The organism is Streptomyces sp. NPDC107575 (assembly GCF_055657265.1).
Map to the genome: position 1 here is coordinate 198,857 of NZ_JBVKBG010000001.1, position 15,143 is coordinate 213,999.

14 protein-coding genes are annotated in these 15,143 nt (G+C 72.1%); 8 read left to right on the forward strand and 6 right to left on the reverse strand.

Features of this window, described 5'->3' with window-relative positions; translation table 11 throughout:
- Positions 1–10 precede the first annotated feature (10 nt).
- Complete coding sequence (locus ACZ7L4_RS00980; RefSeq protein ID WP_472098556.1) at positions 11–415, reverse strand: MerR family transcriptional regulator; 405 nt, start codon at positions 413–415, stop codon at positions 11–13.
- A gap of 177 nt (positions 416–592) precedes the next feature.
- On the opposite strand from ACZ7L4_RS00980, the gene ACZ7L4_RS00985 reads away from it, so the two are divergent.
- Positions 593–2,113: a SulP family inorganic anion transporter gene (locus ACZ7L4_RS00985; protein ID WP_472098558.1), complete on the forward strand. Its 1,521-nt coding sequence runs from the start codon at positions 593–595 to the stop codon at positions 2,111–2,113.
- A gap of 13 nt (positions 2,114–2,126) precedes the next feature.
- Here ACZ7L4_RS00985 and ACZ7L4_RS00990 read toward each other — a convergent pair whose 3' ends face one another.
- From ACZ7L4_RS00990 to ACZ7L4_RS01005, 4 genes are read right to left on the reverse strand one after another with little or no spacing between them, the layout of a single operon-like run.
- Positions 2,127–2,516 (reverse strand): VOC family protein, encoded by a 390-nt coding sequence (locus ACZ7L4_RS00990; RefSeq protein WP_472098560.1) that lies wholly within the window; start codon positions 2,514–2,516, stop codon positions 2,127–2,129.
- Positions 2,513–2,821, reverse strand: coding sequence for an ArsR/SmtB family transcription factor (locus ACZ7L4_RS00995; protein WP_450810534.1), 309 nt, complete (start codon positions 2,819–2,821; stop codon positions 2,513–2,515). Before ACZ7L4_RS00995 ends, ACZ7L4_RS00990 begins: the two co-directional genes overlap by 4 nt.
- 55 nt (positions 2,822–2,876) lie before the next feature.
- On the reverse strand, positions 2,877–3,326 hold the full coding sequence (locus ACZ7L4_RS01000) for a GlcG/HbpS family heme-binding protein (protein ID WP_472098562.1): 450 nt from the start codon (positions 3,324–3,326) through the stop codon (positions 2,877–2,879).
- 35 nt (positions 3,327–3,361) lie between these two features.
- The gene (locus ACZ7L4_RS01005; protein WP_472098564.1) at positions 3,362–4,759 is read right to left on the reverse strand and encodes an aldehyde dehydrogenase family protein; all 1,398 of its coding nucleotides are present in this window, start codon (positions 4,757–4,759) and stop codon (positions 3,362–3,364) included.
- A gap of 194 nt (positions 4,760–4,953) precedes the next feature.
- On the opposite strand from ACZ7L4_RS01005, the gene ACZ7L4_RS01010 reads away from it, so the two are divergent.
- Entirely contained in the window at positions 4,954–6,666 is a 1,713-nt protein-coding gene (locus tag ACZ7L4_RS01010; RefSeq protein ID WP_472098566.1) for a PucR family transcriptional regulator, read from the forward strand.
- On the opposite strand, the gene ACZ7L4_RS01015 is transcribed toward ACZ7L4_RS01010, so the two are convergent.
- Positions 6,584–8,008 (reverse strand): MFS transporter, encoded by a 1,425-nt coding sequence (locus ACZ7L4_RS01015; RefSeq protein WP_472098568.1) that lies wholly within the window; start codon positions 8,006–8,008, stop codon positions 6,584–6,586. The two genes, ACZ7L4_RS01010 and ACZ7L4_RS01015, sit on opposite strands and share 83 nt — an antisense overlap.
- A gap of 285 nt (positions 8,009–8,293) precedes the next feature.
- Here ACZ7L4_RS01015 and ACZ7L4_RS01020 point away from each other — a divergent pair, with 285 nt between their 5' ends.
- From ACZ7L4_RS01020 to ACZ7L4_RS01045, 6 genes are all read left to right on the forward strand, one after another.
- Complete coding sequence (locus tag ACZ7L4_RS01020; RefSeq protein WP_472098569.1) at positions 8,294–9,847, forward strand: hypothetical protein; 1,554 nt, start codon at positions 8,294–8,296, stop codon at positions 9,845–9,847.
- Positions 9,848–9,974: 127 nt separating this feature from the next.
- Positions 9,975–10,697, forward strand: coding sequence for a TenA family transcriptional regulator (locus tag ACZ7L4_RS01025; protein WP_472098571.1), 723 nt, complete (start codon positions 9,975–9,977; stop codon positions 10,695–10,697).
- A gap of 79 nt (positions 10,698–10,776) precedes the next feature.
- Positions 10,777–11,121, forward strand: a complete 345-nt coding sequence (locus tag ACZ7L4_RS01030; protein WP_472098573.1) for a Rieske (2Fe-2S) protein — start codon at positions 10,777–10,779, stop codon at positions 11,119–11,121.
- 5 nt (positions 11,122–11,126) lie between these two features.
- A complete protein-coding gene (locus ACZ7L4_RS01035) occupies positions 11,127–12,413 on the forward strand; it encodes an NAD(P)/FAD-dependent oxidoreductase (RefSeq protein WP_472098575.1) in 1,287 nt (428 codons plus the stop codon).
- 2 nt (positions 12,414–12,415) lie between these two features.
- Entirely contained in the window at positions 12,416–12,736 is a 321-nt protein-coding gene (locus tag ACZ7L4_RS01040) for a Rieske (2Fe-2S) protein (protein ID WP_385754562.1), read from the forward strand.
- Positions 12,737–12,947: 211 nt separating this feature from the next.
- On the forward strand, positions 12,948–15,137 hold the full coding sequence (locus ACZ7L4_RS01045; RefSeq protein WP_472098577.1) for a glycosyltransferase: 2,190 nt from the start codon (positions 12,948–12,950) through the stop codon (positions 15,135–15,137).
- Positions 15,138–15,143 lie beyond the last annotated feature (6 nt).

The following is a 15,143-nucleotide window of genomic DNA, read 5'->3' on the forward strand; positions in this document are numbered from 1 at the left end:
CGGCGCAGCGTCACGCCGCCCCGGCCCCGTCCAGCCGCTCCCGCAGCGTGCCCGCGAACTCCTCGGCGCGGCCCAGCTGTTTGCGCAGATCCGCGACGCGGTCGGCCGCCGCCTGCTCGAAGTGGCGTACGCGGTCGAGGAGTTGCTCCCGCTCCTCGCCCTCGGGAGCCGGGGTCGCGTCGAGGCGGTCCGTGGCGTCCAGGAGGTCCCGCATCTGGTCGAGGGTGAAGCCGAGGGGCTTCATGCGGCGGATCACCATCAGGCGGGCCACGTCGTTCTCGGTGTAGAGGCGGAAGCCGCCCTGGGAGCGGGCGGACGGGATGACGAGACCCGTCTCCTCGTAGTGCCGGATGGTGCGCAACGACAGCTCGGTCCGCGTGGCGACCTCGCCGATCTGCATGTGCTCGCTGCTCACGCGGCGCCTTTCTCCGTGTCTGCGTGGTGTCACCGAGGCCACAGTCGGCGACGCCGATCTCTACCCTAACGTCAGGGTAGAGTTGCTGGTCGTCAGGGTCGGCCGTGCGCCGCCCGCCCTTCCGTACGCACAGGCCGCGCGACGCCGGTGTGCCCGACCACGACAGGTTACTTTCTCTTGTCCCCCTCCTCCGCGCCTTCCGTCCCGTCCCCGGCCGCCCGGCTGCGGCGCCTGCGCCGCCCCGACTGGTGGTCCGACCCGAAGGTGTGGCGCACCGAGATCCTGGGCGGGCTCGTGGTGGGGCTCGCGCTGATCCCCGAGGCGATCTCGTTCTCGGTCATCGCGGGCGTCGATCCGCAGATCGGGCTCTTCGCCGCGTTCACCATGGCGGTGACCATCTCCATCGTGGGTGGACGGCGCGCCATGATCTCGGCCGCCACCGGCGCCGTCGCGCTGGTGATCGCGCCGCTCAACCGGGAGCACGGGTTCGGGTATCTGGTCGCCGCGGTGATCCTGGCCGGTGTGTTCCAGATCGTCCTCGGCGCGCTCGGGGTGGCCAAGCTGATGAGGTTCGTGCCGCGCAGCGTGATGGTCGGCTTCGTCAACGCGCTCGCGATCATGATCTTCATGGCCCAGGTGCCCGAGATGACGGACGTGCCGTGGGCCGTCTATCCGCTGATCGTCGCCGGGCTCGCGCTGATGGTGTTCTTCCCGAAGGTCACCAAGGCGGTGCCGGCGCCGCTCGTCTCCATCGTCGTCCTGACCGTCATCACCGTCGCCGCCGGAATCGCCGTGCCGACCGTGGGGGACAAGGGCGAGCTGCCGTCCTCGCTGCCGGTGCCGGGGCTGCCGGACGTGCCGTTCACCTTCGAGACGCTGAAGATCATCGCCCCGTACGCGCTCGCCATGGCGCTCGTCGGGCTGATGGAGTCCCTGATGACGGCCAAGCTCGTCGACGAGATCACCGACAGCCGCTCGTCCAAGACCCGCGAGTCGATCGGCCAGGGCATCGCCAACATCGTCACCGGGTTCTTCGGCGGCATGGGCGGCTGCGCCATGATCGGGCAGACGATGATCAACGTGAAGGTGTCGGGGGCCAGGACCCGTCTGTCCACGTTCCTCGCGGGCGTGTTCCTGATGGTGCTGTGCGTGGTCTTCGGGCCCGTCGTCTCCGAGATCCCGATGGGCGCGCTGGTCGCCGTCATGGTGATGGTGTGCTTCGCGACGTTCGACTGGCACTCCATCGCGCCGAAGACACTGAAGCGGATGCCGACCGGCGAGCTCGTCGTGATGGCCCTGACCGTCGTGGTCGTGGTCGCCACCAGCAACCTCGCGATCGGTGTCGTCGTCGGCTCGATCACCGCGATGGTCGTCTTCGCCCGCCGCGTCGCCCACGTCGCGAACGTCACCTCGGTCGCCGACCCCGACGGGGGCCAGGTCGTCTACTCGGTCACCGGCGAGCTCTTCTTCGCCTCGTCCAACGAGCTGGTGACCCAGTTCGACTACGCGGGCGACCCCGACAAGGTCGTCATCGACCTCTCCGCGACCCATGTCTGGGACGCCTCCTCGGTCGCCGCGCTCGACGCCATCGAGGCGAAGTACGCGGAGCGCGGCAAGAGCGTCGAGATCGTCGGCTTCAACCCGGACAGCGCGGCGCTGCACGGCAAGCTCAGCGGCGAACTCACCGGCAGCGCCTGAGCCGGAGCCGGTCCTACTTGGGCTCGGTCGCGATCTGGATGAGGTTGCCGCAGGTGTCGTCGAGGACGGCCGTCGTGATCGGGCCCATCTCCAGCGGCTCCTGGGTGAAGTGCACGCCGAGCGCGGTCAGCCGCTCGTACTCGGCCTGCACGTCGTCGACGGCGAACTGGGCGAGCGGGATGCCGTCCGCGATCAGCGCGTCCCGGTAGGGCTTGACGGCCGGGTGGCCCGAGGGCTCCAGGAGCAGCTCGGCGGCGTCGGGCTCCTCCGAGGACACGACGGTGAGCCAGCGGGCCTCGCCCAGGTCCACGTCGTGCTTCTTCTTGAAGCCGAGGATCTCGGTGTAGAAGTGCGCCGCCTTGGCCTGGTCGTCGACGAAGACGCTGGTCATGTGGATCTTCATGGGGTGCTCTCTTCCGGTTGGGGCCCCGTGGTACCTGGCTCGAGCCACCGCTGGGATATCTCCCGCAGCGGGGCGGTGTTCAGGTCGTGGAACTTGTAGCGGCCCTCCCGCCTGGACTCGACGAGACCGGCCGCCTCCAGCACCGCGAGGTGCTGGGAGACGGCCTGCCTGGACAGGTTCAGCCGATGCTTCATGGTCAGCCGGGAGCAGATCTCGAACAGCGTCTGCCCCGACTTCTGCGTCAGCTCGTCGAGGATCGTGCGGCGGGTGGGGTCGGCCAAGGCTTTGAAAAGGTCATCGGCCACGACCACAGCATAGGCAAGTGGTGGCTTGCCTATCAACCGGAAGGCGTCGAACGGGTCACTGGGCGCGCCCCGCCACCTTCTCCTCGAACGCGGCGAGCGCCGCCGCGCCGACCGCCTTGTCCTGCTCCCCGTTCCCCCCGCTGACGCCGACGGCGCCGATGACCTGGCCCTCGTACACGATGGGGAAGCCGCCGACGAACGCGGCGAAGCGGCCGGGGTGCATGTGCTGGATGCCGAACGCCTCGTTGCCGGGGAGGGCGGGGCCCTTCGGTGTCTCGTTGAAGAGGTGGGTGGCGCGCTGGTGGCCCGCCGCCGTGAACGCCTTCGCGATGGCGATCTCCACGCCGGTGAGGCGGGCGCCGGTCATGCGGTGCAGGGCGATGGGGTGGGCGCCGTCGTCGGCGATGCAGATCGTCTGCTTCACGCCGACCCGCGCGGCCTCGGCCTCGGCGGCCTCCAGCATGATCACGGCGTCTTCGAGGGTGAGGCGGTGGATGGTGTGCATGCGGTCCCTCCCAGGGGCGTGCGGGTACGTGGGTGTCAGCGGCCGGCGAGCGCGTCGCAGTAGACCGTCTTGGTGTCCGTCACGAAGTCGAGGGCGCCGCGCCCGCCCTCGGGGAACGCGCCGGAGCTGGAGGCGCCCCAGCCGCCGAACGGGGGCGCGACGCCGTTGCCCGTGGTGCGCTGGTTGACCTTGACGATGCCGTGCCGCGCGGCGCGCACGAAGCCGTCCGTCGTGCCCAGGTCGCGGGTGTGCACGGCGGTGACGAGGCGGTGGGCGTCGCCGTTGAGGGCGGCCAGCGCCGCGTCGGGACCGTCCACCGGGACGACCGAGAGCAGCGGGCCGAAGACCTCCGCCGTGATCACCGGGTGGTCGGCGGGGACGTCGGTGAGGAGCGTCGGCAGCAGCCAGTGGCCCGACGGGTCCGCGCCGGGGACCAGGGCGCCCTGCGCGAGCGCCCGCGCGCCCGCCGTCAGCGCCGAGTCCAGGAGCCCGGCGACCCGCTCCCGTTGCGCCGCCGTTGCCGCCGGGCCCATCCCCGCGGCCGGGTCGTCGCCGGGCCCGACGGCCAGCTTGGCCGTGCGCTCCGCCAGCAGTTCGGTGAACTCGGCCGCCACGGAACGGTCCACCAGGACCCGGTCCGTCGCCGTGCACACCTGCCCCGTGAGACCGAAGGCACCGGCCGCGACCTCCGTCGCCGCGTGCTCCAGGTCGGCGTCGGAACACACCAACGCCGCGTTGTGCCCGCCGAGTTCGAACTGCGTACGGACACCGGGGCGCACGGTGCGGTGCAGCAGCGCGCCCGTCCGGTCCGAGCCCGTGAAGCTGACGGCACGGACCTCCGGGGCGCCGATCAGTGCCGCCATCGCCTCCGGATCGTCGCCCTGCACCACCCGCAGCGCCTCCTCGGGCACCCCGCCGCGATGGCAGGCCGCGGCGAGCCGGGCGCCGACGCCAGGCGTCACCGGCGACGGCTTGAAGACCACCGTGTTGCCCGCCGCGAGCGCCGGGGCGAGCTTGCGGGCCGCGAGCGACAGCGGGAAGTTCCACGGCGTGACGGCGACGACGACACCGAGCGGAACACGCCGCGTCCAGGCGGAGACGCCCGCGGACTCGGCCGGGTACGTGGTGCCCTCGACCATGAAGGCCAACTGCGCCGCGAGCCGGAACTGCTCGACGGTCTTGGCCACTTCGCCGCGCGCCGCGCCGAGCGTCTTGCCCTCTTCCGCGCAGATCAGGGCCGCGATCCCCGCGGCGTCCTCCGCGAGCGCGGCCGCCGCGCCGTGCAGCGCCTCCGCGCGCCGCCCGGCCGTCGCGTCGGCCCAGGAGGGGAAGGCCGACGCGGCCGTGCGCACCGCGTCGGCCGCTTCGGCCGCGCTCGCGGCGGGTACCTCGGTGACCTGTCGGTGCGGTGCGGCCGGGTCGAAGGATGTCACCACCGCCGGTGATCGACCCCGGGAGGTGGTCTGGTGCGCAAGTGGGTTCTGAGTCAAGATGACCTCCACGTTCTCGTCGGCCCCGACCGCGTCAACCGCGTCATTGATGTGTTCCCGTGCCCCCCAGCATTCGTCGCGAAGGTGCCGGGCGGCTTCGTACATTCCGCACCTTCGCCGCAGGAGGATGTAGGCAGATGGCACACGACGTAGCGCACAAAAGGGAGTTGACGGTCGAAAGGCTCCTCGCGGAGCCCGCCGTCGGAGGGCGGCTCCTCGGCGGCAAGGCGGGGCTCCGGCAGCCGGTGACCTGGTGTCTGCCGCTCGCCGAACTGCCGCCGGGGCCGGGCCCCGAGCGGCCCGCGGCGGGCGTGGACCTGGCGGGGATCGTGGTGTTCGCGCCGGTGGCCGAGCTGACCTGTGCGCCCGACTGCCGGCGGCTGCTGGCCGGGCTCGCCGCACGCGGCGTCGCCGCCGTGCTCGCCCGCCCGCAGCCGCACGCCGAACCGGACTTCGGGCCGCTGATGCGGGCGGCCGACGCCGCGGACCTACCGCTGGTGCGGCTCGCGCCGGAGGCCACGTACCACCACATCGGGCGGCTCGTGGCGACGAAGACGATCGCGGACAGCGCCCATGTCCTGGAGTACGGCGTGCGTGTGCACCGCACGCTGGGGGAGGTGTTCGCCTCCGGCTCCGGGCTTCCCGCGCTCGCCCGGTCCATGGCCACCCTCGCGGGCGCCTCCGTGCTCATCATGGACGAGGTGGGCGGGCTGTTGTCCCGCGCCGAGCGGGAGCGGACCGCCACGGACGCGGCGTGGCAGGAGCTCGCGGACGCCGTGCACGCCGAGCAGGGGCCGTTCGTGGCGGCGGCCCCGGGACACGGCCACGCCACCGCCACCGACCTCGACGTGTCCTGGGGCGACGGACGGGTGCACGTGGTCACCGCTCAGGTACGGGTCGCGGGCGAGCCGTACGGGACGGTGGCCGTCGTCGAACCCGAGGCGTCGCCCGCCGCGCACGACCTCGCCCAGCACCGGGTGATCGTCGAACAGGGCGCGCCGCTCGTCGCCTCCGAGATCCTGCGGCAGCGCTCGGTCGTCGAGGCGGAGGAGCGTGCGCGCGACGACTTCCTCGACACCCTCGTGCACGGCCGCTTCACCGACGCGCACGAACTCGGGGCCAGGTCACGGCACTACCGCTTCGACACGGACGCGGAGCACGCGGTGTTCGTCGCGTCCGTGCCGTACGCGGGCCCGGTCAGGGCGCAGTCGCTGCCGCGCGCGGTGGGTGCGCTGCGGAGCGGGCCCGGCTTCACGATGGCGGCGCTGATGGGGCAACTGCTCGTGGTGGTCGCCGAGTTCGGAGCCGACGCGGGCAAGGGGGCGCAGGCGCGGTTCGGGCGGCAGCTCCAACGGCTCGTCCGCGACCGGACGTCCGCAGGTGTGCAGGTGGCGTACGGGCGGGCCGCGCTCGGGGCGGCCGGTGTCGCGGCGAGCTACCGGGAGGCGCGGATCGCCTTGGAGCTGTCGGGCCGTGTGCGGGTGGCGGAGGTGTGCGGCTACGACGAGCTGCAGGTGTTCGCGGCGGTCGAGGCGGCGGCGAACTCGGCGCAGGGCCGGGAGTTCGCCCACGAGGTCCTCGAACCACTGCGCCGCGCGGACGGGCAGACCGGGAACCTGGAGGAGGTGGTGCTCGCCTACATAGCCGAGTCCGGCAACCTCAACGCGGCGGCCCGCCGCCTCCAACTGCACCGCAACACCATGCTGTACAAGCTGGAGCGTGCCTCGCGGGCCCTCGGCATGGACGTACGGGTCTCGGAGACGCAGTTCACGGTGTGGCTCGCCCATCGGATCGAGACACTGAACGACTCGCTGCGGGTGCTGCAGGCGGAGCTGGCGCCTCCGGCGTAGGGACCTTCGTGGGTGTGCCGGTGTCCCGCCCGACCGAAGCCACCACGACCCCGGCCGCCGCGAGCCCCGCACACACCGCGAACACCCGCACAAGGCCTGCCGGTTGGGTGCCGAGGAGTGCGACGGACGCCGCCCCCAGTGACGTCGCCCCGAAGCGGATCAGGCTGAACAGGCCGAGGCCCGCCCCCGTCCGCCCGGCCTGCGAACGCGAGGCACCCGTGGCCGCCGGGGTCTGCACGAACGCGATGCCCGCCCCGGTCAGCACGAGCGCACCCACCACCGGCCACACCCCCACGCCCACCCCGGTCCCGACCGCGAGCAGCACCGCCCCAGCGAGCAGTGCCACGAGCCCCCACCGCATGACACCCCGGCCGCCGTACCGCTCCGTGCACCGCCCGGCCACCGGCGCCAGCGAGGCCATCGCCAACGGCAGCGCCAGGACCGCGAGTCCCGTACGGGACTGCGACAGGCCCTGCGTGCCGACGAGGTACGCCGGGGTGGCCAGGAGCACCGCGCCCAGGACGAACATCTGCGCCGCCGCAGCGAACGACGAACGCACATAGCGGAGTTCGGCCAGGTGTCGCGGGCGCAGGAAGGGCTCGGTCCGGCCGCGTTCGACCAGCAGGAACGCCCCGAGCGCGAGCACCCCGGCAGCCGCCGCACCCCACACCACGGGCGCACCCGCCCCCTGCGAGGGCAGTGCCGAGGCCGCGACGAGCAGCAGCGCCGCCCCGCACGTCAGCGTCAGCGCTCCGGCCCCGTCCAGGCGCGGCCGCACCCGCGAGCGGTCGTCGCGAGGGAGCAGCAGCCACCCGCCGGCCACGACGAGCACGGACAGCGGCACGATCTGCCAGAACACCGCACGCCAGCCGAGGAGTTCGGACAGCAGGCCGCCGGTGGTCGGGCCGAGCGCCTGCCCCGCCCCGTTCGCGGCCGCCCACAACGACAGCGCCCTGCCCCGCCGTTCCTCGCCGAGCACCTGCACGACGAGGACCATCACCACCGGAAGCACGGGCGCCGCCGACAGGCCCTGGAGCATGCGGAACGCCACGAGCAGCGGCAGGTTCGGGGCCAGCGCCGCGCCCGCCGCGCCGAGGACCATCGAGGCCATCGACGCGCACAGCACCCGCCGGTGCCCGAACCGGTCGCCCAGCCACCCGGACAGCGGCATCAGCGCCGCGAGTGTCACCGGGAACGCGGTCGCGACGAGCACACCCCGGCCGAGCGGCGCGTGCAGATCGGCCAGGATCGCCGTCATCGGAACGTTCACCACGGTGTTCGCCATCGTCGTGGTCAACGTCGCGGTGAGCAGGGGGAGCAGACCAAGGCGGGTGGCGATCATGCCCGGAGTATGCCCGCGCACACCCGCCGCGAGCCACGTGCAAGGTGCCCCCGATTCCGGTGCGCGGCAGGGCACTTCGCACATGCCCCGCCGATGGGTCACCGGACCGAAATCCATCGGAAACGGGAGGTGTCACGGACCCGCACACTGCACAAATAATGTCGCCGACAATGTGCATCGTCCCCCTGTGGCCTGGCAGCCGGGGTCGTCAGCATGCCCGTCAACCACCCGACAACCAACGGACTTCGGCCCCGCAGCGCCGGGCGCCGGGTAGGGAGTGCGGACGTGGAACTCACTGCTGCGCACTGGACGTATCTCGCGGGGGTAGTCGTCATCATCGGCGTGATGATCGCGCGCCGGAACATCGTGGTACCGGCCGTCCTCGCGACCTTCCTGACGGCCTGGGCCTACAGCGGCGACCTCGTCAAGGGACTCGCCTCGATCTTCACCGCGAGCCTGACGGCCGCCGGTGAACTCTTCTCCATCTTCCTCATCATCGCCATCATCACCGCGCTGCTCGGAGGCCTGCGCGCGATGGGCGCCGAGCAGCGCATGGTGCGCCCGTTCCGCGGGCTCATGCGGGGCGGCCGGGCAGCGTTCCTGACCATCGCCGCCGCCACGTACTTCATCAGTCTCTTCTTCTGGCCGACGCCCGCCGTGCCCCTCATCGGCGCGATCCTGCTGCCCGCCGCGATCCGGGCCGGGCTCCCCGCGATGACCGCGGGCGCGGTGATGGCCATCGCGGGGCAGGGCATGGCGCTCTCCAGCGACTACGTCATCCAGGTCGCGCCGGGGCTCTCCGCGAAGGCGGCCGGGGTGGGCACCGGCGCGGTCGCGGACCGGGCCATGGTGCTCTCGCTGATCACGGGCGCGGTGGCGCTGATCTATCTGTACCTGCGGGGGCGGCGCTCCTTCGGGCTGGCGAGCGACGAGCACGAACTGCGCTGGCTCGCCCAGAAGAACGGGCTGGACACCGGCGCCGAGGTGCAGCTCGGCGGCTCGCCCGGAGCGCGCGGCATCGGTAAGGGGGCGGCCGCCGCGGCCGCGACCCGCGCCGCCACCGACGGGGACACCGCCACGCAGGTCCTCGAACCCGCACCGGAGGCGGTCGCGGCGCCGCCGAAGCCCGAACCGGTGCGCCGCTCCCGGCTGTTCGCCGTGCTCGTCCCGGTCACCTTCGCCGCCATCGTCGGCTACATGCTCCTCGGCAAGTTCACGAACGTCGTCGGTGAGGTGCAGGGCGACGAGGCCGCCGGTCTCGTCGGCGGTGTCGCGATGCTGCTGCTGTTCGCGGCGGTCTTCAGCATCGACGGCAGCCACGGACTGACCACCGCCGCCTCGCACGTCGTGGACGGCCTGGTGTTCGCGTTCAAGGCGATGGGTGTCGTCGTGCCCATCGCGGGCTTCTTCTTCCTCGGGAACGCCGAGTTCATCTCGCAGATCACCGGCGTGCACGACGCCAAGCCGCCGGCACTCCTCTTCGACCTGGTGGCCTCCGTCGACCAGCACATCCCCGACAACGGCTTCATGCTGTCGTTCGCCATCCTGGTCATCGGCATGATCACGGGCCTGGAGGGCTCCGGCTTCGCGGGCCTGCCGCTGACCGGCTCGCTCGCGGGGGCGCTCGGCCCGGCCGCGCACACCGACCCGGCGACCCTTGCCGCCGTCGGCCAGATGGGCTCGGTGTGGACCGGCGGCGGCACCCTCATCGCCTGGTCCTCGCTGCTCGCCGTCGCCGGCGTGGCACGGGTGCCCGTGCAGGAACTCGTACGCCACTGCTTCCTGCCCGTGGTCGCGGGACTCGCGGCGGCGACGGCGCTCGCCACGGTGCTGTTCTGACCCACGCGGGGAGCCGTCCGGCACTGTGCACAGAGATCGCCGCGGGGCCTGTGCACAAACACCATCCACCTCTCAAGTCGCCCCGCCTACTTTGGAGTCATCCGGAAAGCGGAAAGGACGCCGCAATATGACCGAGCTTCTCTCCAGGGACGAATTCCGCAGCGCTCTCGAAGACGCCATCAAGGGCCGCGAGGCCAAGAACGCCTCCTTCAGCAGGGCGTGGGCGGACGGCGAACTCAAGCGGGAGCATTTCGCGCGCTGGGCCGAGAACCACTATCACTACGTCGGCCCCTTCGCCGACTACCTCGGCTACATCTACGGAAACACCCCGGACGAATTCACCGGCGCCAAGGACTTCACCCTCCAGAACATGTACGAGGAGGAGATCGCGGACATCCGCCACACCGATCTCCTCATCCGTTTCGCGGAGGCCTGCGGCACCACGCGCGAGCGCGTCGAGGACCCGTCCAACATGAACGCGGTCACCCGCGGGCTCCAGTCCTGGTGCTACGCCGTGGCGATGCGCGAGCACTTCGTCGTCGCCACCGCCGCGCTCGTCGTCGGCCTCGAATCGCAGGTCCCGAGCATCTACAAGAAGCAGATCGTTCCGCTGCGCGGGTCCTACGGATTCACCGAGGACGAGATCGAGTTCTTCGAACTCCACATCACCTCGGATGTCGTGCACGGCGAACGCGGCTATCAGATCGTGCTCGACCACGCCGACACCCCGCAATTGCAGCAGCGCTGCCTCCAATTCGTGCGCTGGGGCGCCGAGATGCGCTTCGCGTACACGAAGGCGCTCTACGACACGTATGTCAGCCCGGATCTGGAGCGGACCGCGGCGGCGTGACGGAAGGCCGGAAGGGGGCGGCCCGTGCCGCCCCCTTCCGTGTCCCACAGACCTGACCGAAAGAACAGGGAGGGAGCCCATGTCCGACTGGGTGGACGTCGCCGAATTCGCCGATCTCAGCAGGCGCCGCAAGAAACTCGTGACCGTCGGCGACACCCGTATCGCCCTCTTCCACGACGCCGGCGAGGTCTACGCGTTCGCCGACGCCTGCGTGCACAAGGGCAAGGCCCTGTCCCGCGGCACCGTCCTGGGCGGCCGCCTGATCTGCCCCGGCCACCAGTGGGCCTTCGACCTGCGCACCGGACAGGCGGACGACCGGGACGAGTGCCAGCCCGGCTACCCGGTGCGGGTGGCGGACGGCCGGGTCCAGGTCGACGCGGAGTCCCTCACGGCCGCCGCGGCGGCCCTGCCCGTACAGGAGTGAGCCCCATGCCCGAGCAGCCCGAGACACCCCGCAGCGTCGCCGTCGTCGGCGCGGGCCAGAGCGCCGCCGTCGCCGCCCGCACCCTGCGCCGCCGCGGCTTCACCGGAACCATCACGCTGATCGGCGACGAACCGTACGCCCCCTACCAGCGCCCGCCGCTCAGCAAGGAACTCCTCGACGGCTCGCAGGGGCCCGAGGACGCCGAGCTGCTCTCCGAGGCATGGTGCCGCGACAACGACATCACGCTCCGGCTCGGCACCGAGGCCCGCCGCATCGACACCGCGGGCCGCGCCGTGGAACTCGACGACGGCGCCCGTGTCCCCGCCGACCGCGTCCTGCTCGCCACCGGGGCCCGCGCCCGCAGGCTGCCGGGCATCCCCGAGGACGACGAGCGGATCGTGCACCTGCGGGGCATGGCCGACGCGCTGCGCCTGCGCGATCTCCTGAAGCCCGGCGGGCGCGTCGTGATCGTCGGCGCCGGGTTCGTCGGTTCCGAGGTCGCCTCCACGGCGCTCGCCCGAGGTGTCACCCCGGTCGTCATCGAACAGGCGCGGGTGCCGCTCGCGGGCGTGCTCGGCGCGCGGCTCGGCGGATTCTGCGCGGACCTGCAGCGCACCAGCGGCGTCGAGCTGCACACCGGCGAGACCGTCAGCACGGTCCGTACGACACCAGACGCCGTCGTGGTCACCACGACGAGCGGTCTCGAGGTGGCGGGCGACGCCGTCGTCGTCGCGGTCGGCGCGCTCCCCAACACGGAGGTGGCCCGCGCCTCGGGCCTGTCCGTGTCCAACGGCGTCCTCGTCGACGAGCACTGCCGCACCAGCGTGCCCGGCGTGTACGCGGCCGGTGACATCGCCAACCACAAACACCCGCTGTACGACCGGTGGGTGCGCGTCGAGCACTTCGACAACGCCAACAAGCAGGCGATGGCCGCGGCGAAGAACATCCTGGGCCGGAGCGTGGTGTACGACGACCCGCACTGGTTCTGGTCCGACCAGTTCGGCCTCAATCTCCAGCACTGCGGCGACCCGCACGGCTGGGACCGCCTGGTGGTCCGCGGCTCGCTCGACGAGCGCGACTTCATCGCCTTCTACCTGGCCGACGGCGTCCTGCGGGCGGCCTTCGCCGCGGAGCGCGGCGGCGACGTGTACGCGGCGAAGGAACTCGTCGCACGCGGCGCCCGCCCCGACCCCGAACTCCTCGCCGACGAGGACACGGACCTGATGGAACTCATGGAACGCACGGAGCTCGCGGAGCCGGTCGCCGACGCGGCCGCGACAGGGGGGAACTGACGGTGGAGACGGAACTCGAGTACGTGAAGGTGGCCCGCTCGGGTCAGGTCCCCGAAGGTGTCGTGCGCCGCTTCTTCGTGGGTGACCTGGAACTCGCGGTGTCCCGCTTCGAAGGCGATGTGTACGTGAGCGCCAACTACTGCACCCACCTCGCCTGCCACCTGTCCGCCGGCAAGGTCACCGAGGACGGACTGCTCTGCTCCTGCCACGGCAGCGTCTTCGACTTCACGACCGGCGAGCCGCTGTCACCGCCCGCGGTGAAGCCGATCAAGGTCTATCCGGCGCGGGAGGAGAACGGCGAGATCCTCGTGGGAGGCCTGTGACCGAAGCGTCCCCGGGCCGCCACGCTCGGTGAGCGGACGGCCCGTCAGGCGCGTCGTCCACATGGTGGACGACCCAACTGGCCGCTACCGGCCGAAACTTGGCGCGCGACACAACGCCCGGTGTCGCGTTTGCCCCTATTTGTGCATTTAATGTGACGGGAGACGTCACCCCACGCGTCGGTCCCAGCACATCAGAACGGGCGTCCCACGGATGAAAATCAGCTTTCTGCTCTTCAATGCCTACGGCATCGGCGGCACCATCCGCTCCACGATGAACCTCGCGGGCGCACTCGCGGCGGCGGGCCACGAAGTGGAGATCGCATCGGTCGTGCGATCCAGAGAACACCCCGCATTGACGCCAGCACCCGGAGTGAGGATCCGTCCGCTCGTCGACGCGCGGCGCGGCTCCGCCGCCTTCGACCCGGAGCACGATCCGGAGGCCTCTCCCTCGAAGCTGTACCTCCGCGCCGACGGACCGTACGCACACTGCAGCACCCTCACCGACCGACGCGTCGTCGAGTGGCTGGAGGGAACCGACGCCGACGTGATCGTCGGGACCCGGCCCGGCATCAACGTCATGCTCGCCGAGCACGGACCCCGCAGGGCCCTGCGCATCGGGCAGGAACACCTCACGCACAGCATGCACAAGCCGGCCATCCAGTCGGCGCAGGACGAGGCGATCGCCGCCCTCGACGCCTTCACCACCGTCTCCTACGCCGACGCCGAGTGCTACCGCGAAGCCCTGCCCGGGGTCGACACCGAGATCCGCTGCATCCCCAACGCGGTCCCCGTACCGGACGTCGCCGCCTCCACCGGACGCAACAAGGTGGTCGTGGCCGCCGGCCGCCTCATCCCCGTGAAGAACTACGCCCTGCTCATCGAGGCCTTCGGCCACGTCGTGGCCAAGCGCCCCGACTGGTCGCTGCGCCTCTACGGGCGGGGCCGGCTCGCGGGGCGGCTGCGCGCGCAGGTCATGGCGGCGGGCCTCAGCAACCACGTACGGCTCATGGGCGCCGTCGCCCCCATCGAGCCCGAGTGGGCGAAGGGATCCATCGCGGCGGTCTCCTCGAACGCCGAGTCCTTTGGCATGACCCTCGTCGAGGCCATGCACGCGGGCCTGCCCGTGGTCGCCACCGACTGCCCGTACGGCCCCGGCGAGATCATCGACGACGGCCGCGACGGATACCTCGTGCAGCCCGGCGACCCGAAGGCGCTCGCCGCCGCGCTGCTCGACCTGATCGAGGACGACGAGCGGCGCCGCGCGATGGCCGAGGCCGCGCGGGCGAAGGCACTCACCTTCACTCCGCGGACGGCGGCCGAACGGTTCCTCGCCCTGGTGTCGGAGCTGGGCGGCGCCGGGGCCCTCGACACACCGACGACACCGGCGCCCGTACGCCGCCCCGTGCGCAGCGTGGTGCGCGCACGCGCGGGCACCCTCGTCCGCCCCGTCCTGCGCGCGACCCTGCGCAGCCCCGTCCTCGCCCCCGCCGTGCGCACCCTGATGCCCCGGCGCGCCAAGCGCCTCACCCGCGTCCCCGGCTTCCACCCCACTGCCCGCACACGGGTCGCCGCCGACGGGGGCATCGTGGTGGACATCGCCGGTGTGCACACCTCCCGTGCCGCGCTCGTCCTGAAGCAGGGCGACCAGGAGCTGCGCCTGCCGCTCCGCCCGGAGTCGCAGCTCCTGCGCGCCCGCGTCGGCCCGGACCAGGTGCTCGGTGAAGGGGAGTGGGCTGTGTACGTGGAGCGCACGGACGACGGCGTACGTCGCCGGGCGGACTCCTCGACCGTGGAGAGCGCGGAACTGGTGGGCCGGGCGCCCGAGGTGACGGGCGGCCGGGTGGTCTCCCGGATCCCCTTCACCACGGAGCGGGGGCAGCTCGCCGTACGGGCCTGGTCCCGCCCCGCACACCTCGAGATCGGCACCGTGGACACGGGCGGGTCCGCCCTCATCGTGGAGGGACGCGTCCTCGGACGGCAGCTGGGCGACGACACCGTGGTGGTGGCGGCGCGGCGCGGCGAGGACACCTCCTTCGAGTCGGCGGAGGTGGTGGTCACCGGCGACCGCGTGTGGTTCTCGGTGCCGCACGCCGACTTCGCCGAGTGGTGCGAGGCCGCCGGAGAGGACCGCGAGCTCTGGGACCTGTACCTGGTCGACCGCGGCGCGCGGATCCCGGTCGGCCGCATCGGCGGGGACGTGGCCCGGCGCAAGGGGACCGACATCGTGCCCCCGGCCCTCCACGAGGGAGCCGGGGGCCAACAGGTGCGGATCGGCCCCTACTTCACCGCGGGCAACAACCTGGCGGTGACGGTCCGCGAGGTGACTGCCGTGACGGCCGAGCAGCCCCACGCGGAGGTGGCCGCGCAGGGCTCGGGAAGCCGCCTGACGGGGGTGAGCTAGCGAGGC